The organism is Streptomyces sp. NPDC043685, assembly GCF_056436585.1.
The window spans coordinates 33,925-56,274 of the sequence record NZ_JBWKCH010000010.1 but is presented as its reverse complement, the minus strand read 5'-3'; the positions used below and the strand labels follow the sequence as shown (position 1 = coordinate 56,274).

The following is a 22,350-nucleotide window of genomic DNA, read 5'->3' as shown; positions in this document are numbered from 1 at the left end:
CGACTGTCAAGAGCGCACCACAGGTCGCCATCTCGTCACGGGGGCGTGTTGTCGTACCTCAAAGACGAGCCTTGACCGCTTCTACTCGGACATGTCCAACGTCGTGATCGGAATGACCGAGTGCCTTGGCCCGGATCTGGGAAGCCGGGCGATCCGCTCTCGTGCATCGAGGCGGTACGCGCGGCACCGGCCGACCCGGACGTCGCCGTCAGCATTGCCGCCACCACCACTACGCAGGCCGGCACCTGCTGGGCCACGCATTGCGGCCCCATACCGACGGGCGCCGACAACGCCAGCGGTGAGGTCTTCGACAACAACGCCGATACTGCGGCGACTTCGCTCCCGAAACGCGCAGCTGCCGTTCGGCACATGGGAGTGGGTCACGAGCGTCGCGAACGGCAGCGCGTCCCTCTTTGTGCGCATCAATGACCGCGGTACCTTCCAGCGAACCCAGCACGAGCCCAAGCGCCTCGACCTGACGGACGGCGCCTTCAGCGGCTCGGCGGGGTCAGCAACGCCGACCAGGGGCACACCTTGGTGACGCAGGACCAACCGGGTCGAACCTTTCGAAATGGCTACGATCGTCTCGCGGACGCCCGAACGCGGCCTTCCTCATTTTTGGCCGCGGAACCGGCGTGGGCGCGGCAACCCCACCCCATGCGGCGTCAAGACCCCTTTGATCGCGCCGCTCGACGCGGCCTGCCTCGAACTGTCGGACCGCGACGGGGACGCCTTCGGGGACGAGACCGTCCGAATGGCGCTGTCGCGGGCGACGCCGATGGCGACTTCCGTCACGACGTCGGGCTACACCAGGCGCACGTCCAGAGTCCTCTGTGTCCCCCACCCTGCGCTGAACCTCCACCCCTCCCAGGGGTGCGCATCCAAGGGGGGTGAGCAGTTCGGCGAGGGCGCGGCCGGCCTGGGGGAGGGGGTGGTGCTGCGGCCGGTCTACTGCAGGCGCCCGGTGCGGCCGTAGCGGCCCAGCAGAACCGTGCGTGGCGCCGCCTGGGCGGGGATCCTGGCGACCTCACGGCACGAGAAGGCGATACGGTGCCGCCGGATTTCGTCTGGCCACAGCAGCCCGCGCAGCGCGATCACGTCCCCTGGCATTGGCTTTCGGACGTCTACTCGATTTAGGCTGCGTCGGTTCGTGCCGCTCGCGGCGGCCCATCAATGGAACGGAAAGCCGATGACCCAGCAGGCCTCGGCCACCGACCCGGCTTCAGGGCGTCGCCCCGAGCTGGTCCCGGACCCGGATGTGGAGGGGGCCCGTATTGCGGCGGTCCGTCGCTACGACATCCTCGACACTCCGCCCGACGGCGCGTTCGACCGGGTGGCGGCGATGGCCGCCCGCCTCTTCGATGTCCCCGTGGCCACGGTCACGATCGTGGACACCGACCGCATCTGGTTCAAGGCCGCACACGGCCTGGAGGGCGTCAAGGAGATCGGCCGCGATCCGGGCCTGTGCGGCTCGGCGATTCTGCGCGATGACGCGCTGGTCATCCCAGACACCCTCCGTGATCCCGTGGCGGCGGACAATCCGCTGGTCGCCGGGGAGATGGGTGTGCGCTTCTATGCCGCCGCACCGATCATCACCCCCGACGGCCACCGGCTGGGCACGGTCAACGTCCTGGACACCAAGCCGCGCTCCATCACCGAGGACGACACCGCCACCTTGGCCGATCTTGCAGCGATCGTGCTGGACGAGATGGAGTTGCGGCTGTCGGCGCTGCGCGCACTACGCAGCGAGCAGGAGCGGCGGGAGGTGGAACGAGCGGCGCGGGAACGGGCGGAGAAGGACAAGAGCGCCATCGCCGCGTTCGCCTCCACCCTCCAGCGCACCCTGCTGCCCCCGGCGCTTCCCGTGGTGCCCGGCCTTGAGCTGGCCTGCCACTACCGCACCGCCTCCGTCCATGATGTGGGCGGCGACTTCTACGACGTCTTCCCCGTCGACGGCAGCCGGTGGGCTTTCTTCCTCGGTGACGTGTGCGGCAAGGGCCCCGAGGCGGCGACCGTCACCGCCCTGGCCCGCCACACCCTGCGCGTCGCGGCCCAGATCGACCCGGACCCGGTCACCGTCCTGAGCACGCTCAATACCGCCCTGCTCGCCGACGTCACCGCCGGAAGCCGCTTTTGCACCGCCCTCTTCGGCCTCCTGACACCCCGGGAGGCCGGCGGCTTCACCGTCACCGTGGCCACCGGCGGCCACCCGCCGGCCTACCATCTGCGCCCCGACGACAGCGGCGCGGTATGGGTCAAGGCGGTACGCCCCAAGGGCGGCATGCTCATCGGAGCTTTCCCCCAGGCACACTTCGCCCAGACCACCTTCTTGCTGGCCCGCGGGGAAGGCCTGTTCCTCTACACCGACGGGCTGACCGAAGCCCGCACCACCCAGGACGCCATGCTCGGCGAGGACGGCCTGACCGGCTTCCTCCACCAGCGCACCGGCCCCCTCACCGCCACCGCCCTGATGGAAGACGCCGTCACGTTGCTGGCCTCACTGCCCGACGGAGCCGGCGACGACGTGGCCCTGCTGGCCCTGTCCGTGTCTGACCCCGAAACAGCACCCGACACCGGCGTCGCCGCCACCGCCCACACCACCGCCGCACCCGAACACTTCGGCCAGGAGTGATGACCGACGTGACCCACACACTGCACCTGACCGTCCAGCACCCCCACCCCGGCATCGCCATCGCCACGATCGTCGGGGACGTGGACGTGAACACCGCGCCCACCCTGCGCTCCGAAGCCCTGGAGATCATTAGCCACGGACACCCGCATCTGACCCTGGACCTGGCCCAGGTCGGCTTCTGTGACTCCGCCGGCCTCAGCGCGATCATCGGCGTCTGGCACGCGGCTCAGGAAGCGGGCGGCTCGCTCAGCCTCGCCGCCGTCCCCGACCGCTTGATGCGCATGCTCAGCATGACCGGCGTCGACTCGCTCCTGCCTGTCCATGCCACAGCCACCGACGTGACTGACAGCACGCCCGCCTCCGCAAAGAGGTAAGCAACTTCGGTCTGATCACGCTGACCCGTTCCGGCTGGCGGTTGACGTCGTCGAGGCGGCGTCGAGCAGCGGCCCGCGATTCTGCAGGAGTGTCAGCATGGCCCGGCACTCCGTCCCGAGGTCGTGGAGGTTGGCGTCGCTGGTCTGCAGCATCTGAGTTGTGGTGGTGATAGCGATCGTGTCATACGAACGCTGGGGTCCATAAGGCGCACCACACCAGCGATCGCTGCGCGTACCTCATCTATCTCGGCTCATGCATGCATCTTCACCCAGGCGGCCAAGCCCATCCAACCGAGTTACCACGCGGAGCGCAGCTCGGCTTCCGGGCTGACTGGTCGGCCCCTATCGGGACGACCTCTCCCGCGTTCAGTAGACCTGAGACGGGCCGAGTACGCGGTGCAGCCCCGGCTCGATGTCCGAGGCGCTGATCGAGCCGTAGCCGAAGACAAAGCCCGGGCGTGCGGACCGGTTTGCGGCGACCTCTGCCAGGGTGTAGACCGCCACGCCGGCTGCCCGGGCGCGGGCGGCCCGGTCCGCGAGGGCGACGGGGTCGGCGAAATCGCCTTGGGTAAAGGCGGTCATGTGCAGGCCCGCGGCGGACGGTACCAGCTCGGCCAGGCCAGTGAAGTGTTCGGTGAGTGCACGGGCGATGGTGTGGTGCCGGGTCGCGTACGTGTGCTGCATCCGGCGGACGTGCCGGGCGAGCAGCCCGTCGTCGACGAAGCGGGCGAGCGCCGCCTGCGTGGGGACTGCTGTGTGCCAGTCGGCGGTGTACTTCGCGGTGCGCAGTGCTCCGCGCAGCGAGGCGGGCGCCACCAGGAAGCCGACGCGCAGGGAGGGCAGCATCACTTTGGAGAACGACCCCACATAGATGACGTGTCCGTCCCTGTCCAGACTCTGCAGCGCCTCGACCGGCCGCCCGCCGAACCGGAATTCGCTGTCGTAGTCGTCCTCGATTACCGCCGCGCCGTGCCGCCGCGCCCACTGCAGCAGGGCCATTCTGCGCCGCAGGGACATCGGCATGCCCAGCGGGAACTGGTGGGCGGGAGTGACGTAAACGGCGCGGGTGTCCGGCGGGATGGCGTCCACCAGCAGGCCCTCGGCGTCCACCGGTATGCCCGTGACCTCGGCGCCCTGCGCCAGGAACGATAGCCGGGCCGGTGGGTACCCGGGCTCTTCGACGGCCACCCGGTCGCCCGGTTCGAGCAGCACCCGTCCGATAAGGTCCAGGGCCTGCTGCGTGCCGGTGGTCACCAGCACGTCGTCTGGGCCGGTCCGCACGCCACGGGATAGTCCGATGTGCCGGGCGAGTGCTGCCCGAAGCCCGGCGTGGCCGGCCGGATCGCCGTATCCGACCGCCCCGGCCGCCGAGGGACGCAGTTCCCGGGCGATCAGGGGACGCCAGGCTTCGTACGGGAAGAGTCGGGCGTCCGGCAGGCCGACCCGGAAGTCGTGGGCCACCGTGGTCCGGCCCGTGGTGTCCGAAGCCGCCCATGGGGACAGACCTGACCACAGGGCGCGCGGACGCAGTCCCGAGCCGGTGGTGTCGTTGGCAGTCGCGGCCTCGCGCGTGGGCAGGCCCGTCGCACGCACATAGGTCCCGGAGCCGACCCTGCTGTCCGCGTAGCCCTCGGCGACGAGCCGTTCGTAGGCGACGCCGACGGTGTTGCGGGCCACCACGAGGCGACGGCCCAACTCCCTGGTCGGGGGCAGCGGATCGCCGGGCCGTAGCAGCCCGTCGTGGATCGCGGCGCGCAGCTGGCGGTAGATCTGGCCGGACAGGTCGCGCTGCCCGTCGAGCCTGACGTGCACGTCCATCTCGGCTTTCCGTTCCGGCTCGGCTGGTGTGGGCTTTCAGCCCGGCAATTGGCTCAATCAGTTGACAGCTTATTGGCCCTGGAGCTGGACCGCTGTGCGATTTTATGCTCCTGACATGGACATACGACAACTGGACCGCCAGGCACTGCTGCTGACGGGGGAGGTGGTCTCCCAGGTGAAGACCCACCACTTGAGGTTGGCGACGCCATGCGCGGACTGGACCCTGTACGGCCTGTTACGCCATCTGGTCAGCCAGAACGAGGGGTTCGCCGCCTCCGCCCGCGGCGCGGGGGAGCCGTGGGCAGTATGGCGCGACGGCGACCTCGGCGATGACCCGGCAGGAGCGTATGACGCATCGGTGGGTGAGGTCACCGCGGCGTTCGCAGACGACGAAGTGCTGGAGCGGCGGTTAGCGCTGCCTGAGGTGGGCGAGGACTTCGCTGTTCCGGGACGGATAGCGATCGGCTTCCACCTGCTCGACTACGTGGTGCATGCCTGGGACGTCGCGGCGACGATCGGAGCCCCGTGGGAGCCCGCCGCCGAACTCACCGACGCCGCACTGCGCGTAGCAACCCGGGTCCCGGACGAGGGCCGCGGGGCCGGCGCCGCATTCCGCCGACAGATCGCCGTCCCCGACGACGCCCCGGCGGGCGACCGGTTGCTCGCCCTGCTCGGCCGCGACCCGTCCTGGACGCCGGGGCCATCCTGAGGAGTCGCTGGTGCCAAGTCCAGGCCGGGGCAGCTGAAGGGTTCGCGTCCGGCGAGAGCTCCTAGTGTTTCCAGCCGGTCCTCAGCCAGGGTCTTTGATGTGGCGGGCCGGGTTGTAGCCCTGTTCCATGAGGCCGACCGCCCACAGCATCTCCTGGACGCCCTCCAGCTTGGCCAGGCCAGGTGTGGGGCCGAGGCGGAAGGCGCCGGGCTGGGGTTTGCCGGACGCGGCGTAGGGGAGGAAGTCCAACGGGCTCGCGCCCGGTGAGGGGTAGACGACGCAGTCGGAGAGCACGGCGAGGGGGTACAGGCCCGTCATCGTGGCCATGTTGCGCAGTTTGCGGTGCATGTTGACCCGCGCTTTGGAGATGACGGCGGCACCCGGACCGCGACGTGTTCGATGTTCACGAGAAGCGACAGCACCCGCCCCACGCCGATGAGAATGTTGCCGTTCCGGGCGGACCCTACGAGCTACTGGATGCTCCAGCGGTGCGGACGGTCGGAACCGGTGGGGGAGGCGGGCAGGTCTCGGTCCTAGCGGCCGGCCGTCGGGTGCCACTCGCGACGGAGGAGGCCGAAGACCCAGGAGTCGGAGACGTCGCCGTTGACGACGCAGTCCTCGCGGAGGGTGCCCTCGCGGACGAAGCCGAGCTTCTCCAGGACCCGGGCGGACGCCACGTTGCGGGTGTCGGTCTCGGCCTGGACGCGGTTCAGGTCCAGGGTGTCGAACGCCCACCGCAGGACGGCGTGCGCGGTCTCCGTGGCGTAGCCGTGGCCCCATGCGGCGGCGTCGAAGACGTAGCCCAGCGACGCGCTGCGGAAGTCGGGGTTCCAGTTGGTAAGGCCGCACCAGCCGATGAACGCGCCGTCGGAGACGCGGTCGACGGCCACCCGCGCTCCCGTGCCTTCCTCTGCGATCGTCCGGCACGTCGCGATGAAGCGCTGGGCGCGGGCCGGTTCGGTCCAAGGCGGGGAGTCCCAGTAACGCAGCACGTTGGCGCTGCTGTGCAGCGCGTAGAGCGGCGCCGCGTCGGCGTCGGTGAACGGCCTCAGTCGCAGGCGGGCGGTGTGCAGTTCGGGGGTAGGCAATGTCATGCGGAGCATCCTGCCGCGTCACGCTCACCCCCGGCCATCCGTTTTTCCAACGCACCCCACCAGCACCCTTTTCGTGCCAGTACTGCCGTCGAAGCCCGTGAACATTTCGATTCCCCCTCGGGCAGCGGCTGCCTCCCCACCCGGTGTACATCCGCTGCCCGTTCTCGCGGACAGAGCCACGGCCACCTTGTCGGCCTCGCCGCAGGCGGTGGCCGGCTTGATCGGACGGCTGCGGGATGACCGCGCGGATGCCCCGGCGCCGCAGGTGGCTGCGGATGGCGCGTGAGGAATACGCGCGGTCGGCCAGAACGGCCAGGGGCCGGGTCGGGGGCCTGCCGGGGCCAGTGCGGGGCACGCGGATGCGGGACATCACCGTCTCGAAGGCGGGCGCGTCACCCGCCTGGCCTGCGGTGACGGTGAAGGCGAGGGGCCGTGCGTGGCCGTCTGCGGCCAGGTGGACCTTGGTGCTCAGCCCGCCGCGGGAGCGTCCGAGCGCGTGATCAGCGGGCTCGCCGCGGTGGGCCGCCCCCTTTTGAGCGCTCCGGCAGCGTGCTGGTGGGCCCGGACGACCGTGGAGTCCACTGACACCGTCCAGTCGATGTCGTCATCGGCGTCCGCCGCTGCCAGGACGGCGGCAAGGATCATCTCCCAGGTGCCGTCGACGGCCCATCTGATCAGCCGTTTGTGGGCGGTCTGGAATGAGCCGAGCTCGTCGGGGAGGTCCCGCCATGGCGAGTTGGTGCGGTACTTCCACGCGATGGCCTCAAGCGTGCTGCGATGGTCGGCCCACCTCCTGCCGCGGGCCGGATCGGCCGGCATTAGCGGCGCGATCCGGTCCCACATCGCATCAGTGATCACTAATCGGACAGACACATCTGATCAACTGACCAACCCATCAAAGAGACACGCGCTGGGTGACATGGTCGGCTGCCGCGCGCTCGCCGAGTGCGGCAAGTCCGCTGGCGCCGACCGGAGACGGCGTGCGCCAGGTGCCGGAGGCGTCGGTTACGGCGCGGGAGAAGCGCCGTTCCGCACGGCTGTCGGCGTAGGTGACGTGGACGATCAGGCGCTGATGTTCGCAGGGAAATCGGTGAACTCGACACGCAGGTCACCGTTCGAGAACGCGACCGAGGATTGCAGCGCGTAGGTTGCGCCCGGCGGTGGCGGGGGCCACTGCGCGCTGTTCCCGACCAGTGTGAATTGGCCCTCCGCCGCGCATTCCATGGGGCCGGGCACATCACCCCATCGGTCAAACCGCAGCGTCGGACGCACCAGCCACGTCTCCTGGAGCTGATTTGGTCCCAGAGCCTTCAGGATGCCGCCGTCCTGCTCGTGGATTACAGGGAGCCTCATGGTGATCATGCCGAACTGCGGGTGTTCGGCTTGCGCCATGAAGTCCAGCGTCTCCAGCCGCACATGGTCTGCTCCCCCGGCCAGGACCTTCTGCCTTCGACGGCCGACGAAGTGCAGCACTGCCCGCTGCGCAGGCCCCTGCAGTGAGGTCATCACGGCGCCCGTCACCTCGATGCTGGTATCGACCGCAGTCCCCGGCGTCGGCAGGATGTCCGCCGCACGCGCGGGGGAACCGGCAGCGGCGGCCGCAAAGGTGCCTCCGGCGGTCACGCCCAGAACCTGCTTCAAGAACCGACGACGTTCGATGCCGACCTGATCACTCGACGTATTCATGGCCGTCATCCTCGCTCCGCCGGCCCACGAAAGCAGTGGCCGCGCGCGCATCACCACCCGGACGAGCGAGCGATCATGCCCGTTCCGGCTACGCCTCGGAGGCTTATGTGTCCTCACGGACGCAGGAGGAACCGCAGAGCCGAATGAGAGGTGCTCAGAGAACCGACAGCTGCGGTTGCACCGCGTGCGGCGGGGAGGCCGGGCGCGGTGCGTGGCGGGGAGGCCGGCCGGAAGGTCAGACCGTGTAGGCGGTCCAGCTGTGCGGGCGCTGGTGTCGACGTGCAGGAGCCCCCGGCGTCGGCCTGGGCAGTGGTTACGCGGCGGCGGGTGGGCGGGGCTACTTCTCGACGGTGATGTCGGTGAAGCTGATGGCGAAGGCGTCGGGGTCGTCAGGGTCGCCGGCGATGAGGACGACGTCCTGGTGGGTGCTGGTGTTCTCGACGTTCTCGACCCAGGCGGTGGTGGCGGGGTTGCGGACGTCGCCGCGCGTGAGGATGACGTTGCCCCACAGTGGCACGGGGGCGTTGTAGTCGTCGGCGACGTAGGTGTCGATGTCGACTGGGGTGTGGACGAGGGTGAGCTTGGTGACGGAGTCGAGTGCTTCGCCCTGGTCGTCACCGAGGTCGAGGTGGTACGTGGTCATTCCGGTTCTCCTGGGGGCGTGTGGGCGCGGTCAGTTACAGCGGGGAGGAAGTGCTGACGGGGATCCGGACTTTGATGCCCCTTGCCGTCGCTGAGGAAGAAGATGACGCGGGCGACGTTGCCGGGGGTGATCAGATGGGTCGGCCTCTCCAGCATGAGGTGCTGCTGGCCCGGGACGAAGGTGAACTCTCCCTGGGCGGGCAGGGTGACCTTGTCCAGCTTGACCGTCTTCGGGGTTTCGGCGTCGGGGACGGTCTGGTAGATCGTGATCCTCTGAGAGTCGGGACTGGCGATTTTGGTGATGTCGATGCTCTGGTCGGAGGAGTTGTCCAGTGTGATGTAGCCAGCGGCTGGCAGGGCGTTCGGAAGCCAGCGGATCCAGGCGGACTTCTCCCGGACCGTGATATCGGTGGTGACCGGCATCGCCATGTGTATGACTCCTTGCTCGGGCCGCGCATCGGCCCCCGCGCAAGCACACTCTGCGGCTGAGTAATCGCGCAAGGTGATCGATGGGAGACCACCCGACTCGGCAGTAACACGGCCACGCCGTCCCGCGGCAGGAGATAGCTGGTAGCAGCGGGCGAGCCCCTCTTGCGTCAGTAACTGGCGTCCCGATGGTCCTGTTCTATGGCCAGTTCCCACCACTCACCCCTCCAACAAGGGCGGGGTCGACATCCTGGACCGCGAAGTCGCTGACATCACCTGCAACTAGGTGTGCTGTCCGGGGACGTTGGTGGCAGGGCGACATGCCTGACGCGGTGCTTGAACGGGGCGCGAAACGGCCTTTCGAGCTTCATGAGGCGTGCTCGAAGATGCCACAGGGCAGCGGCCTGAAGAAGGGCGCGGTCCTGGAGAACACGCCGAAGAAGAGTGACTTCACTGAGGCTCCGCCCCGGAAGCTCCCAAGGTCCCGGAGGCGAAGGAGCCAGAGCGAGCGCTGAGGGCGAGTCAGAGGGCATCGTGGCACGGATGGTGCCGGCGTGCAGTGCCTCCACAGCGGCCCGGGGCCCCTGGCCAGGAGGACACGTCCCGGGGCGGGGGTGAGCCCGGTGTGCCGGGCCTTTGTGGTCAGCGCGGCCGGTTTGTTCAGGTGACGACGACGGGCTCGCCGCTCAGTGCGACACCGGCCCGGCGCAGTTCGTCGAGTGCGGTGCGGGTGCTGTCGGCGGCGACGCCGGCGGTGTAGTCGAGCAGGACTCGCACTGTGAAGCCGGCGCGTACTCCGTCCAGTGCGGTGGCCTTGACACAGTGATCGGTTGCGATGCCGACGACGTCGAGGTCGGTGATGTCGCGGGCCTTCAGCCAGTCGGACAGGGCCGTGCCGTCCTGGGTGAAGCCCTCGAAACCGCTCTTGGAGGCGGAGTGCGCGCCCTTGAAGACGACTTCGTCGACGTGCCCGGCGTCGACGGCGGGTGCGAAGTGAGGGTGGAACTCGCTTCCGTCGCTGCCGACGACGCAGTGCACAGGGAAGGAGTCCCGGAAGTCGGGGTGGTCGGAGAAGTGGGCGCCCGGATCGATGTGGTGGTCACGGGTGGCAACGACGTAGGCGTACTGTCCGTCAGCGCGCCGGACAAGATCGGCGATGGCCGCGGCCCGGTCCGCACCGCCCTTCACCGGGACACTGCCTCCCTCGCAGAAGTCTTTCTGCACATCGACGATGATCAGTGCACGGCGCACGGAATAGTCCTTCCCTCGGGGGTGGGCCTCTTGCTGATGGTCACCGTTTCCTCAGCAGGCAGCGCGCCACTTGCCGGTCGTTCACTCGACCGGGGCGGGGCGCACGGGAGCATAAGTGTCTCCACGATCCGGGCTTGACCGGCAACGGCTCTGGCAGTTCACCGGCAGCCGGGGTGCTGAAGTTCAAGTGGCGGTCAGGAGATGCACCAGGTGCGTGCAGGCGTCTGCTTCGCTGGTGTGTTCGGTGATGGTCTGCCAGGTGCCGCGTTCATATGCGCCGGTTTCCCACATGCCGGGGTGGGTGGGGGAGCGGCGCAGGTAGAGGAAGTCGGTGGGCAGGGGAGCGGGCTCGTGGACACCTTCGAGGCAGTAGTAGCCGTCCTGCACCCCTTTGGAGCGCAGGACGGTGCGCAGCGTGCGGCGGTCCACGGGGAAGTTCCGGGTCAGCCTGCGGCGGGGGCGAGGTAGTCGTGGCTGAGGAGCCATTTGACGTTCAGGCGCTGGCCGTCACCGGGGGGCAGCAGGGCAGGGTCGAGTTTGATTTGCTGGCCGCCGCCGGGCTGTTCGAACCAGGGTGCGATGCGGCCCTGCCAGACGGGGAAGGGCCGCTTGACGGTGTACCGGTGGTAGTCACACGGGTATTTCGCCTCGCGGGTGTTGAGGTTCTGCGGCGGCAGCGCCCGCTTGGCGTAAGAATCGCCGGCAGGGGCGAGGTAGGAGCCGTACTCCGAGCCGAAGCGGTCCAGATCCTCACCAGGCTCCAGGACATCGACGTGCTTGTCGATCTCGCCGTTGACTTCGGCGAAGCCGTCGTTGGGCGGATATTTCCACCCGCCCGGACTTGAGGAGTCCTCCTCCTTCCAATACTTGGCCAGGAATGCCGCGCCGGAGAGGCCGCCGGTGCGCTGATAGTTCCTCAGCAGCGGGCCGACCGGTGCCTCCCAGGCGCGGGGCAGGTGCTCGGGTCCGAGTCGGGCATCGCCCTGGTACTCGCCCGTGCAAGGAGCCGGGTACGGCTCGGCCGACGCCGTGCGCGGTTCCTCGCCGGGCGCCACGGCTTGCGCGGTGGGAGCAAGGGCGGTGGTCATCGCCAGGGCAAGGGCCGGCAGGGCGCCGCGCAGGTGGTGGTTCACGGGTCGTACTCCACTGGTCATCGGGCGGCCCCACCCGGGGGGCAGGCCGGCATGTGGATGCGTCAGCATCTGGGCTGGGGCCGCGGCATGGATTCGCGCGTCCAGGGCGCGCTGCCTGGCCGCCTGTCAGCAGGATGCAGCCGGCGATAGCGATGACGAGGAGGAGAACACCGAAGAGGTGAGCACCGGGACAGGCGTTCTCCTGCCTGTGCGTGAAGGGGGTGCGCGCTGCGCCCCACGACGGCGGCGGTGGAAAAGCAGGTCTTCAGGCGCGGTGTTCGGTGTCACTTCCCCCGTCCAGGCCGCCGACAGCCGGACACGACTCGCCCCGCCTCCGGCCAGGAGTGCAGCGACTTTGGCGAACGTGTTCGCGACCCTGACGGGCGCGGAGGCGCGCTGAACGGCCGGCGCGACATCGCCTTCTTCCTTCAGGAACTCCCGGTTGTCCCTGTCCTGGGAAAGGCCGTTGCCGGCCACGCCAACATCGCCCAAGGGGCGACGTCATCGGCCAGGGCGGTGACGATCTGCGGTTCCTGACCGCCCGTGACGCACCACATCCCCGGGGCACGTGGTGTGCCCCGGGGCTTTCCCGGCCGCGGCGAGGCGGGACCGGGCTGGTGGTTGGGGGTTCAGGCGCTGCGGCGGTTGCCCTGGTTGTCGCAGGGCAGGTCGGCGGCGGTGTGGTGGGCGAGGAAGTCTCGGGTGGCCAGGTGCTCGACCTCGGTGATGGCGGCAGGCCTGTTGGCTGTCGCCGTCGTGATGGGCGCAGGCGGTGGCGCCCATGTGCAGCAGGGTGCGGGGCATCGTGCTGGTCGGGGCGGATGGCAGATCCAAGCCGCGTTGCTGGCTCTTCCAGAGACGGTGGGTGTCTTCGAGCGCCAGCGCGGGCGCAGGCCGGACAGCCGGGTGTACCGGCGAGTGGGCTTTGCTGGCTGGTATGGGGTGGTGGTGAGGGGGCGCTGTACAGGGGGGCGTTGAAGGACGTGCCTGCTTACGGCGTGTTGCTGACGCTTCGTCATGCCACCAGGGGTGGGCCTGCCAGGTGATAACGATGGGTAGTTGATCGTGTGCCTAAAGTCACACCCCTGGGGAGGGCGCGGGGGTGAAACAGGAGGGGGAGAACATGACGGTTCCTTCGACGCCGGGTATGTCCTGGGGGCCGGTGTCCTCGCTCGGCGGGCAGCTGACCGGTAATCCGGCGGTGGCGCCCTCTTCGGACGGCCGGCTGGAGGTGTTCGCCCGTGGCCGGGCGGACAACGCGCTGTCGCACTGTCATCAGCAGACCTGGGGTGGCTGGTCCGAGTGGGAGAACCTGGGCGCCGCCACCTTGGCCGGCGATCCCGCCGCCCTGCACACGGCCGCGCGGCGGATCGGGGTGTTCTTCAAAAACGGGCAGGGCAACCTCGGACATCCCTGGCAGACGGTCATCAACGGCGGCTACGGCGCAGGGAAGGTGCTCGCCGACAACATCGGCGGTAATCCGGTCCCCGGGCTGCACGCCGACGGCCGCCCGGCGGCCTTCTTCCGGGGCACCGACAACGCTCTGTGGCATGTGTGGGAGACCACCAAGTCCGGTTACGGCAACTGGACCGGCCCTGCCGCCCTGGGCGGCACCCTGTCGGGTGACCCGGCGGTGGCGACCGACGCCCGCGGCCGTCTGCAGGTGTTCTTCCGCGGCACCAATGGTCACCTGTGGGTCGTCCGCCAGCGCGACGCCAACGACAACGCCTGGGAAAGCCCCCGGAACATCGTGCGGAACGTCGGCGGCGACCCCGTCGTCGGCACCAACGCCGACGGCCGCCTGGAAGTGTTCTTCCGGGGCACCGACGACGCCCTGTGGCACCTGCCGCAGACCGACGACTACAACGGCTGGGCCACACTGAGCAGCCTCGGCGGCACCCTGACCGGAAACCCGGCCGTCGCCCGGGCCGCCGACGCCAGGCTTGCCACCTTCCACTGGGGCAGCGGCCACCTGTGGGTCAACGAGCAGACCATCGTCAACGGCACCGACTGGAGCGCCTGGGAGCAGATCGCGCAGAACATCGGCGGCGAACCCGTCATCGCCACCGACGGGCACGGACGTCTGGACGTGTTCTTCCACGGGACGGACCACGCCGTCTGGCACATCGCCCAGATGTTCGGCCAGCAGGCAGCAGGACGCCATCTGAACGCTCGCCCTGCCTCAGCCGAAGACTCAGGTCAGCGGGGCGACGCCCTTTAACAGGTACTGCCTCCGTCTGCATGTCGTCACCTACGGCCCGTCGCCTTGGATGCAGACCGCGCGCCTACCTCGACTTGCTCCACAACGATCACCAAGAAGTGACCAACCCACTCTGATCGCCTCTGTGACGTCTGAGATCAACCAACAACCGCCTGTAGCAGGCGGCCGGTGAACGGTGAAGGAATGAAGATGAGCACTGCTCAAGCGGGAACTGCGGGTGAGTACTCCACTCCTCCGATCAGGACGATCGCAGGGAGCATCGCCGCGGGGTCGAAGGGCGACGGCGGCTCTGCCGTCTCGGCTCAGTTGGACCGTCCGTTGGGGGTGGCGGTGGACAGTGTCGGCAATCTCTACATCGCCGATGCCAACAACCACCGGGTCCGGAAGGTCACGACTGACGGCAAGATCAGCACATTCGCGGGTACCGGGTCACCAGGCAAAGGGGGAGATGGCGGCCCTGCTGTCTCGGCCCAGCTGAACTACCCGCGCGAGGTGGTGGTGGACAGTGTCGGCAATCTCTACATCGCCGATGCCAATAACCACCGGGTCCGGAAGGTCACGGCCGATGGGAAGATCAGCGTGTTCGCCGGCACGGGCACTGCCGGCTCCGGCGGTGACAACGGCCTCGCAAGCGCAGCCCAGTTGAACGGCCCGTTCGGGCTGGCTGTGGACAGTGTCGGCAATCTCTACATCGCCGAGTACTACAACCACCGGGTCCGTAAGGTCACAACTGACGGCAAGATCAGCACGTTCGCGGGGAACGGATCACCAGGCAAGGGGGGTGATGGCGGCCCTGCTGGCTCGGCGCAGCTGAACTGCCCGATCGCGGTGGCTGTAGATGACGCGGACGGCCTATACATCGCCGACCACGCCAATCACCGGGTCCGGAAGGTCACCGCCGACGGGAAGATCAGCACGATCGCCGGCACGGGCACCGCGGGCTCCGGCGGTGACGGCGGCACAGCGACGTCGGCCCAGATGAACCTTCCGATGGGGTTGGTGGTGGACAGCACCGGTGTCCTCTACATCTCCGAATGGAACGGCCACAGGGTCCGGAAGGTCACGGCCGATGGGAAGATCAGCACGGCCGCCGGCACGGGCGCCCCGGGCTCCGGCGGTGACAGCGGCCTCGCGACGTCGGCCCAACTGAACAACCCCAGCGGGCTCGCCGTGGACTGCGTCGACACGCTCTACATCGCCGACTGGGCCAACAATCTGGTCCGGAAGGTTGCGTCGGTGAGGATGGCCGGGCTGCCCGAGTCGGGCACAGTGGTCTCCTGGGCGAATGCTCGCAGCAGGCTGCGGATGGCGGTCGTGCGGGAGTCCACCGCGGACGGGGCCGAGGTCCAGCAGACCCTCACCGCTTTGAGGGATCACCAGCGGTGGCGGCTGGTCGTGGCCGGCCAGGACAACGGCGAGGTCCTCTACCGGATCGAGAACGTGCGCAGTGGCAAGGTGCTGGAAGTCGTCGGGGCCCAAGAGCGACCGGGCGCGGTGGTCGCGCAGCGCGCCTACGAGGGCGTGGACGCGCACCACCAGCAGTGGCGGCTGATCCCGGTGGGCGCGGTGAGTGACACCCCGCGGGTGTTTGAGATCGCGAACCACAACAGTGGTCTGCTGCTGCGGGTCGACACCAACGCCCGTGCGGTGATCCGGCAGGACGGGGCGGAGGGTGATCACCGGGCGCGGCAGTGGCAGTTGCTGCCCATGTGACACACGACGGGGGCAGGGGCGGACTCGCCCCTGCCCCCCCTCGCGACCTTGGTGTCACTCGGATTTGGGTGGCTTCTCCGCAGTTGTCTTGGGCGCCGTGGGAGCCTCTGCCTTGGGCCCGCTTCCCGCTGCCCTCCGCTCCGGCCCGTCAAGTGTTCCTGCTTGATGTCAGTGGCCTGCGAGATCATCATTCAGGCGTTCGGGTTCCGCCGGACGAGGAGGGCTGAGGGGGACAGGGTGCCGCAGGAACTCTTCTTTGGAACCGTCCAGCGTGACCACTACTCATACACGGGGCTGAATCGCGCGGCCATCAACGAGCTTCGCTCCGCCCCGTCCGCAGCATCGACGCGGCCGAGGCGGTGCGCCGTCTTGAGGCGACGCCGGTGGTGGACGGCGAACTCCTCCGAGTGCTGAATGAGCTGCTGGAGGATCCCTACGCGTACGACATGGACGAGAGCCTGCACATCGTCGGCGTGACGTCCGTGCCGGGCGGCTGCGTGGTCACCCAGCCCTGGGGATACGCGCCGCAGATGCCGGGCGTGCTGACCCGGTTGTCCGCTGGCACCCTCTGCTACGGCCTCTACGCCAATCCCAAGAGCGGCAACCAGGGCCCTGGAGGACTTCGCTACCTCGCTGCGCCTCAGCGAACGCCGGGACGGCCAGCTCAAGGACTTCGACCTCATCCTGTCGGTGCCCCTGGCCAGGATGCTCGGCTGGTTCATCCAGCACTTACCGACCTCGGCCCAGTGGTACGTCGGTGAGATCATGGGCGAGGCGGACAAGCACGTCGACATTCCTGCCCAGGTGACGGGCGAAGCGCTGCGGCGGTCTGCGACCACGAACGGGAATCTCGCCGCCAAGACGGTGGAAGAGTTCTTCTCCCGTGTCGTCCCACGCGAGCCGGAGAGCTGAGGGTCGCCCCGCACCCACGAGCCTCTCACCTCCGCAGCATCCCCCGTCGGTACCCGGACCGTTAACGTGCCCGCCGAAGGCGCGGCCGCCATCGGGACGGAGCAGGTTCGAGATCGGCGCGAACTGCGCCCTCGAACGCCGTCAGCGCCGCTTCCCCCCCCCCGGGCCGCGTCCTCAGCCTCGGCGAGCACGGCGGTCGTGAGCTCCGACGTGCTGCTCGCCACGGTGGTGTCCTGGTGCCGCAGCAGGGCCGCGGCGGCCGTGGCGAGGCGGAGCACGGCTCTCGCCCGGTGCCGACATGCTCCTTGGTGGCGCGGCGGTCGCCGGCCAGGGTCTCCGCCGCGCTGCCCATGCCCGCCGTCAGTGCTAGACGGCGGATGTCTCCTCGGCGCCGAGCGTCAGCCCCTGAGCGTGCGTACGACGGTGCGGGCCGCCAGGGGCCGTGGCGTCGAGCCGCGCCGCGACGCCGAGGCCGTCCTTCTCGTCCCGCCTGGTCACTGGCCCTGCTCCGTGCCGCTCCCGGTCGGCCCGGTGTCCGCCGACGCTCCTATGGACGGCCGCGCCCGTCGGTTTCCTCGGCGGTGGCGGTGCGGCGGGAGTGTGCCCGGTCAGCGTCACGCACGCTGGGAAGTTCCAGGCGAAGACCCTGACCGCGCGAATCCCGAAGCGGGCCTGGCAGCGGCTGTCGGCTGGAGCGGGCGCGAAGGGCGAGCGGTTCTACGACTGGGCACGGGTCGACATCCGCGACCCCACCGGTCGGCCCGGCAACTGGAGCCTGCTGGTCCGCCGCAACCGTCGCACCGGCGGGCTCGCCCTCTACCGCTGCTTCTCACCCCTGCCAATGGCACTGTCCGAACTGGTGCGGGTGGCCGGACGGCGCTGGACGATCGAGGAGACATTCCAGGCTGGCAAGGGCCTGACGGGCCTGGACGAGCACCAGGTTCGCCGCTGGACCTCCTGGCATCGCTGGGTCACGCTCGCAATGCTTGCCCACTCCTTCCTTGCCGTCACCGCAGCCACCGAACGCCGCGACCGGCCCGCCCTCGAAGGCCTGATCCCCTTGACCGGCAACGAGATCCAGCACCTGTTCGCGGCCCTGATCAGCCCGGTCCACGGCCTGGCACACCGCCTGCGCTGGTCACACTGGCGCCGCCGACACCAAGCCCGTGTCCGAGCCTGTCACTACCGACGGCAAGCAACTGTCCAGCTAATAAAGGTTCGTGTCCCCTGCGTGGGGCGATATCGAGATGTCGCGAGGTCGGTGCCGGTGCATACTTCCTCACCGTGGAAATCATGACAGGCGAGCTGCGGCGCCTTCGATCTGGACCGAGCACCGAGGATGACGACGAGCCCCGGCCGTTTCTCGTGCGCCTCCGGTTCACTGCCGAGGATCCGGCCCAGGTCATCGACAACGCGCGTGCGGTACTGACGTGCGTCGTCTCCCAAATGGTTGACTGGCCGGCAGAAGAGCTCTGGCCGCAGCTGCTGCCAACCTGGTTCATCCAGCGGTGCGCGCCCGAGCCCCCGGAACAGGAGCGTGGCGAGCCCTTCGACGTGGGGGCGTGGCTGCGTCAATGGCGCGCTATGACGCCAGAGGAGAGAGCGGCCCTCGACCAGGGACCGTGGACGCTCTCGGGATGGTTGTACTACTTCGACCCGACTGAAGAAGGAATGGGAGACGATCGCAGCTGGTGGTGGTGGCACGCAGGAACCGACGAATCGGGCGGCTGGGTGCAGGTGGCCACCACTGGCTGGCCTTTCGGCAGCGGTTCGCTGTCCTGGCTCATTGAAGCCAGTGGTGGCGTGGATCTCGTCTACGGGCCATAAGCAGCGACTCGCCATGATTGCGAACTACGGCTGGAGTACTAGAAACCGAGGACTGCCAATAGGCGTCCCTCGCCCCTGAAGCCCTGGAAAATCTCCAAGGATTCTCGGAGTGAGGTCGCCCGCGCGCTCACTGAGAGAACTTCGGCCCCGCCCCGGTCGGCATCCCGTCCAACAACATCCCCCAGCGCCGTCGGCGGATGAAAGGCCGCACCTTCCGGGCCTGGCAGGCCGAGCAGGATGCACGAGGCGCCGCCCGACGGAGTCAGCCCCGGCTGGCGTCCTCGGACGGTGACAACTCCACGGCATCGACGGCGGCATAGCCCAGCGCACTGCGTGCGGCCTGCCGAAACGCCCTAGAGGCCTGCGTGCGGCGCTCCATCGCATTGTTCCAGCGGGGTGCCTCCTCAGGCCTGAGCGGCAGACAGCTGGCCAGGGCGCTGTGAGCTGCCACGAGTTGCTTTCCAGCGTCCACAACACTCTGCGGGCCGGGAATCTCAAGCAGCCGTGCTGCCCTACCGGACACCCGGATAACAGCTTGGATCCCCTCCATCAACTGCGCGTCCCTCTGGGCCTTCAAGCTGGCCATGATGGCATCGTGAAGTCGGTGGCCGGCGTCCAGCATCGCCTGATACGCCGCCTGCCGCTGGTCGCGCATCCAGCGCTCGTCTTCCTTGCGGACCTGCACCGCCAGGGCCTCCTGGCTCACACGGGCCGCCCCGTTGGGCACCCCACACGGCCGCACCCGCGTCAACTCCGGCCCCTAGGGACTGTCTCCTTGAAAGGCTACGGGCGCCATTCCTGCTGGTAGGCGGGGTGTTCGGCGTATGACTGGCCAAGGACTCGCAGCGCGTATGCCAGGCCGGCAGAGCGGGAGTCGGAGGGGTCCATGGCTTTGTAGTCGTTCGCCAGTTGCTCGATCAGGTCGAGCATGGGGAGGTGGCTGTCGAGAACGGCATCGCCGCCCAGGGTGCCAGCCACGTAGGCGTAGGCGTGGTTGTCGTCATTGATGCGTGCGATGAGGAACTCCACAAGGTCATCCATGCGGCCATCTTCGCGGGCAAGGTGCTTCGGCGGCGACATAGCGGTCCTGGCACCGGGAGGCTGAGGATCCATCCGGCGACCGTCCGGGACGAGGGCGGCCGGGCGGCCACCGACCGCGGCGAGGTGCGCTTCTAGTGCAGATAGGCGCGGACGCGCTGGTAGATGCCGTAGCCTGCGCAGCATCCGTATGCTCCCGGTCATGAGATTCTTACGACGGCGTGGCCGCGGCGACGCCCAACAAATGACGGGGACGCCTGTGGCGGAGGCCAAAGCCCTTTACCAAGCTGGGCGTTATGCCGACGCGGAGGCCGAAGCCCGCGCCGTGGCCAGATCGCGGCCGCGCGACGACGAGTACGCAGCCGTGGCGCTGAACATTGCCGCGCTCGCGACGGGCGCCCAAGGCCGCCATGCCGAGGCACTCGCCACCTATGACGAAGCGCTGCCTGCCTTCAGCAGGATATTTGGAGCCGATCACTGGTTGACCCTGAAGCTGCGCTCGGACCGCGCCCAGCAGATGATCTCGCTCGGTCAGCACGCCGAGTGCGAGGCGGAATGTGCGGCCGTCGCCGAGGCCGCGGGCCGCGGTACCGGCCCGGAAATGTCATTCCTGGCAGCGGCCGCCCGCAATGGGCAGGTCTTCGCCCTCAATGCGCAGGGGCGCCACCGGGAGGCTGAAGCAGTCGCCCGCGAGGCCCTGGCCGCCCATCGCGAACGTGACCGGGGGTCCGTCGTCCTGCGACTCGGCCTGGCTCGCAGCCTCAACGGCCAAGCCCGCCACGAAGAGGCCCTCACCGAAGTGCAGGACGCCGACAAGCTGTACCGCACTCTGCCAGATGACCAGCGCCACCCAGACACGGGCGCCGTCCAACTGGTCTTCGCCATGGTCTTGTGGGGGTTGCGACGGGCTCCCGATGCCCGTCACCAGGCTGCAGCCGCTCATGATGCGTGCCAGGCTTCCTTCGGCCCAAACCACAGCCGCACCGTCGAAGCCCGAACCCTGCTCGAGCACATCGACGGCACTCGACCATAAGCGCAGCGTCCATCCCTCCTCTCGGGACAGATGCCTCTTCCGGGCGGTCGTCGGCCTGCCCGGTGCCATGCACCACTGGTGCAGAGGCGAGCCGCCGCGGCCGTACTTATGCGTCTTGCGCTGGCACCCGGAGCAACAGGTCAACCAAGTCGCCGGAGCAGACCAACGCGGAGGGATCAGGTTCCGTGACCGGCGGCGCGGGAGTCGTCATCGTCGTTTGCGACCAGCACCGAGCGCTCTGCCTGAAGAGCACGACCTGAATGAACACGACTGTTCGACGATGTCGTCGTATCTCACCTCGGCGTGGGCCGGCCGGGATCAGGGCGTGCTCTTCGATGGCCCGGTCACGGCGGCTGGACATGAGGGGGGCGTCAGTGGGGGAGAGGTCGGTGCGGGCGCGGTGTAGGCGTGCGGGATGGCGCCACCGGCCGCCAGCATCACGGGCCATGTCGACGCCGACCTCGACCACCAACTCGGGATGCACAAGAGTGGCAGTCAGGGTGTCTCCAGCGCTCCACCCAGCGGAGAACGTCGAGCCCGTCCGCACCGACTGCGACCTACCTCGCCTCCTTGTGGTCTGAGCGGGCGCCGGGACCGTCGAGTCGCTTGAAGCACAGCCCCTCCGGCCCGGCCGCCGTCCATGCCACCCACTGCGCTGCGACCTCGGGCTGTGGGCGATGGACACAGCGTCAGTGGCGCGGCCAGGCCGCGCTCGCGAACAGTGTCTCCAGCGCTGCGCGCCGCCGCTCGTACGGCCAGCCGGTCAGGTCGGTGTCGCCCTGGTGGAGCAGGTCGAAGGCGACGTAGTGCGCAGGCCACTGGCGCGCCGCCTCGACGGCACCGCTGCCGCGGCGGGTCAGGCGCTGCTGTAGCCGCTCGAATGCCAGCCGGTCCGACTCCCACACCACCAGCTCGCCGTCCAGGCCGGTGTCGACCGGCAGTTGCGCGAGGGCGGCAGCCCGGATCTCGGGAAACGAGCCGGTCATGTCCGTCCCCTGTCGGGAGCGCAGCAGCACCCGGCCGTCGGTGTGGAGGGCGAGCTGCGCGCGGTAGCCGTCCCACTTCGGTTCGCCCGCAGCACCCGCAGACAGGGCCGGGTTGTCGACGGCGACGGTCAGCATCGGGGCAGGCAGGGACCACGTAATGCGGCGTCCCTTCCACGCCGTCAACGGCTCTCCCACAGCGCAGCCGCCCCGCCCTGCCGGGTAGGCGGCCGAAGGCATTGCTACGCCGTCTGGGTTGTCATCCTGAACCTGCGGGTGGCGAGGCACCGTTCGGCGGATATCACCTGACAGGAGCCGGTAGCGGTAGGGGCATGGACACAGATCGCCAGACCTCCCGCTCCACCCTCCAGCCGGCAGCGCCGCGTTGTCGTCGGCTGTGCCGGACCGCTGCTGTCGTGGTGGGCTTGACGCTCGCCACCGCTCCGTACGCTGGCGTCTCGACGGCCGTACCCCACCCCGCGAGCGTCCAGACTCCCGCCACGGTGAAGTACGCCAGCGCGGTGATCGAGGTGAACAGCGTCGAGCAGTTCAGTGAGCTGCTCGACAACGAGCCGAGGCTCATCGTCATGTTCACAGCCACATGGTGCGGCCCCTGCCGCGCGATCAAGCCCGAATTCGACCGTCAGTCGATGGAGCACGGGACCGTCACGTTCGCATCCGTTGACATCGACCGCACCCCAGAGCTGGCGCACCAATTCCGCATCAGGCAAGTCCCCACATTCTTTGCCATCGTCGACGGTGAGCAGCACGACAACTTCAGTGGGGCCAACCGGCAGAGGCTCGACGACATGGTGCACTACCTGGCCAGCCACTGACCGCACCCTTCTCCCCACGAGC

21 protein-coding genes and 5 pseudogenes are annotated in these 22,350 nt (G+C 68.8%); 11 read left to right on the top strand and 15 right to left on the bottom strand.

Features of this window, described 5'->3' with window-relative positions; translation table 11 throughout:
* The first annotated feature begins 1,189 nt into the window (after nucleotides 1–1,189).
* Entirely contained in the window at nucleotides 1,190–2,632 is a 1,443-nt protein-coding gene (locus tag AC0665_RS29750) for a PP2C family protein-serine/threonine phosphatase (protein WP_478610217.1), read from the top strand.
* An 8-nt stretch (nucleotides 2,633–2,640) separates the two neighbouring features.
* Nucleotides 2,641–3,006, top strand: coding sequence for an STAS domain-containing protein (locus AC0665_RS29745; protein ID WP_478706153.1), 366 nt, complete (start codon nucleotides 2,641–2,643; stop codon nucleotides 3,004–3,006).
* 366 nt (nucleotides 3,007–3,372) lie between these two features.
* Here AC0665_RS29745 and pdxR read toward each other — a convergent pair whose 3' ends face one another.
* Nucleotides 3,373–4,824 (bottom strand): MocR-like pyridoxine biosynthesis transcription factor PdxR, encoded by a 1,452-nt coding sequence (gene pdxR, locus AC0665_RS29740; RefSeq protein WP_478706152.1) that lies wholly within the window; start codon nucleotides 4,822–4,824, stop codon nucleotides 3,373–3,375.
* A 115-nt stretch (nucleotides 4,825–4,939) separates the two neighbouring features.
* On the opposite strand from pdxR, the gene AC0665_RS29735 reads away from it, so the two are divergent.
* A complete protein-coding gene (locus AC0665_RS29735; RefSeq protein ID WP_478610214.1) occupies nucleotides 4,940–5,533 on the top strand; it encodes a TIGR03086 family metal-binding protein in 594 nt (197 codons plus the stop codon).
* A gap of 81 nt (nucleotides 5,534–5,614) precedes the next feature.
* Here AC0665_RS29735 and AC0665_RS29730 read toward each other — a convergent pair.
* The 10 genes and pseudogenes from AC0665_RS29730 to AC0665_RS29685 all read right to left on the bottom strand — a co-directional run.
* A pseudogene (locus tag AC0665_RS29730) lies at nucleotides 5,615–5,917 on the bottom strand (telomere-associated protein Tap); the annotation flags it as partial.
* 149 nt (nucleotides 5,918–6,066) lie between these two features.
* The gene (locus AC0665_RS29725) at nucleotides 6,067–6,627 is read right to left on the bottom strand and encodes a GNAT family N-acetyltransferase (protein WP_478706151.1); all 561 of its coding nucleotides are present in this window, start codon (nucleotides 6,625–6,627) and stop codon (nucleotides 6,067–6,069) included.
* Nucleotides 6,620–7,500 (bottom strand): annotated as a pseudogene (locus tag AC0665_RS29720) (IS5 family transposase); the annotation flags it as partial. The pseudogene AC0665_RS29720 and the gene AC0665_RS29725, both read right to left, overlap by 8 nt.
* Nucleotides 7,501–7,531: 31 nt before the next feature.
* A pseudogene (locus AC0665_RS29715) lies at nucleotides 7,532–7,705 on the bottom strand (flavoprotein); the annotation flags it as partial.
* Nucleotides 7,690–8,322 (bottom strand): hypothetical protein, encoded by a 633-nt coding sequence (locus tag AC0665_RS29710; protein WP_478706150.1) that lies wholly within the window; start codon nucleotides 8,320–8,322, stop codon nucleotides 7,690–7,692. The gene AC0665_RS29710 and the pseudogene AC0665_RS29715, both read right to left, overlap by 16 nt.
* A gap of 328 nt (nucleotides 8,323–8,650) precedes the next feature.
* Nucleotides 8,651–8,956 carry a hypothetical protein gene (locus AC0665_RS29705; protein ID WP_478706149.1) on the bottom strand — a complete coding sequence of 102 codons (306 nt, stop codon included), beginning with the start codon at nucleotides 8,954–8,956 and terminating at the stop codon, nucleotides 8,651–8,653.
* Entirely contained in the window at nucleotides 8,953–9,384 is a 432-nt protein-coding gene (locus AC0665_RS29700; protein ID WP_478706148.1) for a copper chaperone PCu(A)C, read from the bottom strand. The genes AC0665_RS29705 and AC0665_RS29700 overlap by 4 nt, the downstream gene beginning before the upstream one ends.
* Nucleotides 9,385–10,041: 657 nt before the next feature.
* On the bottom strand, nucleotides 10,042–10,632 hold the full coding sequence (locus AC0665_RS29695) for an isochorismatase family protein (RefSeq protein ID WP_478610212.1): 591 nt from the start codon (nucleotides 10,630–10,632) through the stop codon (nucleotides 10,042–10,044).
* Nucleotides 10,633–10,815: 183 nt separating this feature from the next.
* Entirely contained in the window at nucleotides 10,816–11,061 is a 246-nt protein-coding gene (locus AC0665_RS29690; protein ID WP_478706147.1) for a hypothetical protein, read from the bottom strand.
* A gap of 14 nt (nucleotides 11,062–11,075) precedes the next feature.
* Entirely contained in the window at nucleotides 11,076–11,786 is a 711-nt protein-coding gene (locus AC0665_RS29685) for a TNT domain-containing protein (RefSeq protein ID WP_478706146.1), read from the bottom strand.
* Nucleotides 11,787–12,888: 1,102 nt separating this feature from the next.
* Between AC0665_RS29685 and AC0665_RS29680 the strand changes: the two genes are divergently transcribed.
* From AC0665_RS29680 to AC0665_RS29665, 4 genes and pseudogenes are all read left to right on the top strand, one after another.
* Nucleotides 12,889–13,986, top strand: a complete 1,098-nt coding sequence (locus tag AC0665_RS29680) for a PLL family lectin (RefSeq protein WP_478706145.1) — start codon at nucleotides 12,889–12,891, stop codon at nucleotides 13,984–13,986.
* A gap of 189 nt (nucleotides 13,987–14,175) precedes the next feature.
* Entirely contained in the window at nucleotides 14,176–15,699 is a 1,524-nt protein-coding gene (locus tag AC0665_RS29675) for an NHL domain-containing protein (protein ID WP_478706144.1), read from the top strand.
* Nucleotides 15,700–16,031: 332 nt separating this feature from the next.
* Nucleotides 16,032–16,310: pseudogene (locus AC0665_RS29670) on the top strand (ankyrin repeat domain-containing protein); the annotation flags it as partial.
* A 79-nt stretch (nucleotides 16,311–16,389) separates the two neighbouring features.
* Nucleotides 16,390–16,611, top strand: coding sequence for a hypothetical protein (locus AC0665_RS29665; RefSeq protein ID WP_478610207.1), 222 nt, complete (start codon nucleotides 16,390–16,392; stop codon nucleotides 16,609–16,611).
* Nucleotides 16,612–16,977: 366 nt separating this feature from the next.
* Here the strand turns inward: AC0665_RS29665 and AC0665_RS29660 are convergent, their stop codons facing one another.
* Nucleotides 16,978–17,109, bottom strand: a complete 132-nt coding sequence (locus AC0665_RS29660; RefSeq protein ID WP_478610206.1) for a hypothetical protein — start codon at nucleotides 17,107–17,109, stop codon at nucleotides 16,978–16,980.
* Nucleotides 17,110–17,227: 118 nt separating this feature from the next.
* Here AC0665_RS29660 and AC0665_RS29655 point away from each other — a divergent pair.
* Nucleotides 17,228–17,818, top strand: a pseudogene (locus AC0665_RS29655) (transposase family protein); the annotation flags it as partial.
* 86 nt (nucleotides 17,819–17,904) lie between these two features.
* On the top strand, nucleotides 17,905–18,438 hold the full coding sequence (locus AC0665_RS29650) for a hypothetical protein (RefSeq protein WP_478706143.1): 534 nt from the start codon (nucleotides 17,905–17,907) through the stop codon (nucleotides 18,436–18,438).
* Nucleotides 18,439–18,700: 262 nt separating this feature from the next.
* Here AC0665_RS29650 and AC0665_RS29645 read toward each other — a convergent pair whose 3' ends face one another.
* Nucleotides 18,701–19,144 (bottom strand): hypothetical protein, encoded by a 444-nt coding sequence (locus AC0665_RS29645; RefSeq protein WP_478706142.1) that lies wholly within the window; start codon nucleotides 19,142–19,144, stop codon nucleotides 18,701–18,703.
* Nucleotides 19,145–19,221: 77 nt separating this feature from the next.
* Complete coding sequence (locus AC0665_RS29640) at nucleotides 19,222–19,479, bottom strand: DUF6221 family protein (RefSeq protein WP_478610204.1); 258 nt, start codon at nucleotides 19,477–19,479, stop codon at nucleotides 19,222–19,224.
* Between the two features lie 241 nt (nucleotides 19,480–19,720).
* Here AC0665_RS29640 and AC0665_RS29635 point away from each other — a divergent pair, with 241 nt between their 5' ends.
* Entirely contained in the window at nucleotides 19,721–20,509 is a 789-nt protein-coding gene (locus AC0665_RS29635; protein WP_478610203.1) for a tetratricopeptide repeat protein, read from the top strand.
* Between the two features lie 689 nt (nucleotides 20,510–21,198).
* On the opposite strand, the gene AC0665_RS29630 is transcribed toward AC0665_RS29635, so the two are convergent.
* Nucleotides 21,199–21,630, bottom strand: a complete 432-nt coding sequence (locus tag AC0665_RS29630; RefSeq protein WP_478706141.1) for an ATP-dependent DNA ligase — start codon at nucleotides 21,628–21,630, stop codon at nucleotides 21,199–21,201.
* A 287-nt stretch (nucleotides 21,631–21,917) separates the two neighbouring features.
* Here AC0665_RS29630 and AC0665_RS29625 point away from each other — a divergent pair, with 287 nt between their 5' ends.
* Nucleotides 21,918–22,328, top strand: coding sequence for a thioredoxin family protein (locus AC0665_RS29625; RefSeq protein ID WP_478706140.1), 411 nt, complete (start codon nucleotides 21,918–21,920; stop codon nucleotides 22,326–22,328).
* Nucleotides 22,329–22,350: the final 22 nt, after the last annotated feature.

What these genes read in the sequence shown, in the direction of transcription:
- AC0665_RS29705 (WP_478706149.1), bottom strand. Translation starts at nt 8,956, where the DNA reads ATGACCACGTACCACCTCGACCTCGGTGACGACCAGGGCGAAGCACTC.
- AC0665_RS29750 (WP_478610217.1), top strand. Translation starts at nt 1,190, where the DNA reads ATGACCCAGCAGGCCTCGGCCACCGACCCGGCTTCAGGGCGTCGCCCC.
- AC0665_RS29675 (WP_478706144.1), top strand. Translation starts at nt 14,176, where the DNA reads ATGAGCACTGCTCAAGCGGGAACTGCGGGTGAGTACTCCACTCCTCCG.
- AC0665_RS29725 (WP_478706151.1), bottom strand. Translation starts at nt 6,627, where the DNA reads ATGACATTGCCTACCCCCGAACTGCACACCGCCCGCCTGCGACTGAGG.
- AC0665_RS29630 (WP_478706141.1), bottom strand. Translation starts at nt 21,630, where the DNA reads ATGCTGACCGTCGCCGTCGACAACCCGGCCCTGTCTGCGGGTGCTGCG.
- AC0665_RS29735 (WP_478610214.1), top strand. Translation starts at nt 4,940, where the DNA reads ATGGACATACGACAACTGGACCGCCAGGCACTGCTGCTGACGGGGGAG.
- pdxR (WP_478706152.1), bottom strand. Translation starts at nt 4,824, where the DNA reads ATGGACGTGCACGTCAGGCTCGACGGGCAGCGCGACCTGTCCGGCCAG.
- AC0665_RS29680 (WP_478706145.1), top strand. Translation starts at nt 12,889, where the DNA reads ATGACGGTTCCTTCGACGCCGGGTATGTCCTGGGGGCCGGTGTCCTCG.
- AC0665_RS29640 (WP_478610204.1), bottom strand. Translation starts at nt 19,479, where the DNA reads ATGGATGACCTTGTGGAGTTCCTCATCGCACGCATCAATGACGACAAC.
- AC0665_RS29700 (WP_478706148.1), bottom strand. Translation starts at nt 9,384, where the DNA reads ATGGCGATGCCGGTCACCACCGATATCACGGTCCGGGAGAAGTCCGCC.
- AC0665_RS29710 (WP_478706150.1), bottom strand. Translation starts at nt 8,322, where the DNA reads ATGACGGCCATGAATACGTCGAGTGATCAGGTCGGCATCGAACGTCGT.
- AC0665_RS29635 (WP_478610203.1), top strand. Translation starts at nt 19,721, where the DNA reads ATGACGGGGACGCCTGTGGCGGAGGCCAAAGCCCTTTACCAAGCTGGG.
- AC0665_RS29685 (WP_478706146.1), bottom strand. Translation starts at nt 11,786, where the DNA reads ATGACCAGTGGAGTACGACCCGTGAACCACCACCTGCGCGGCGCCCTG.
- AC0665_RS29650 (WP_478706143.1), top strand. Translation starts at nt 17,905, where the DNA reads ATGACAGGCGAGCTGCGGCGCCTTCGATCTGGACCGAGCACCGAGGAT.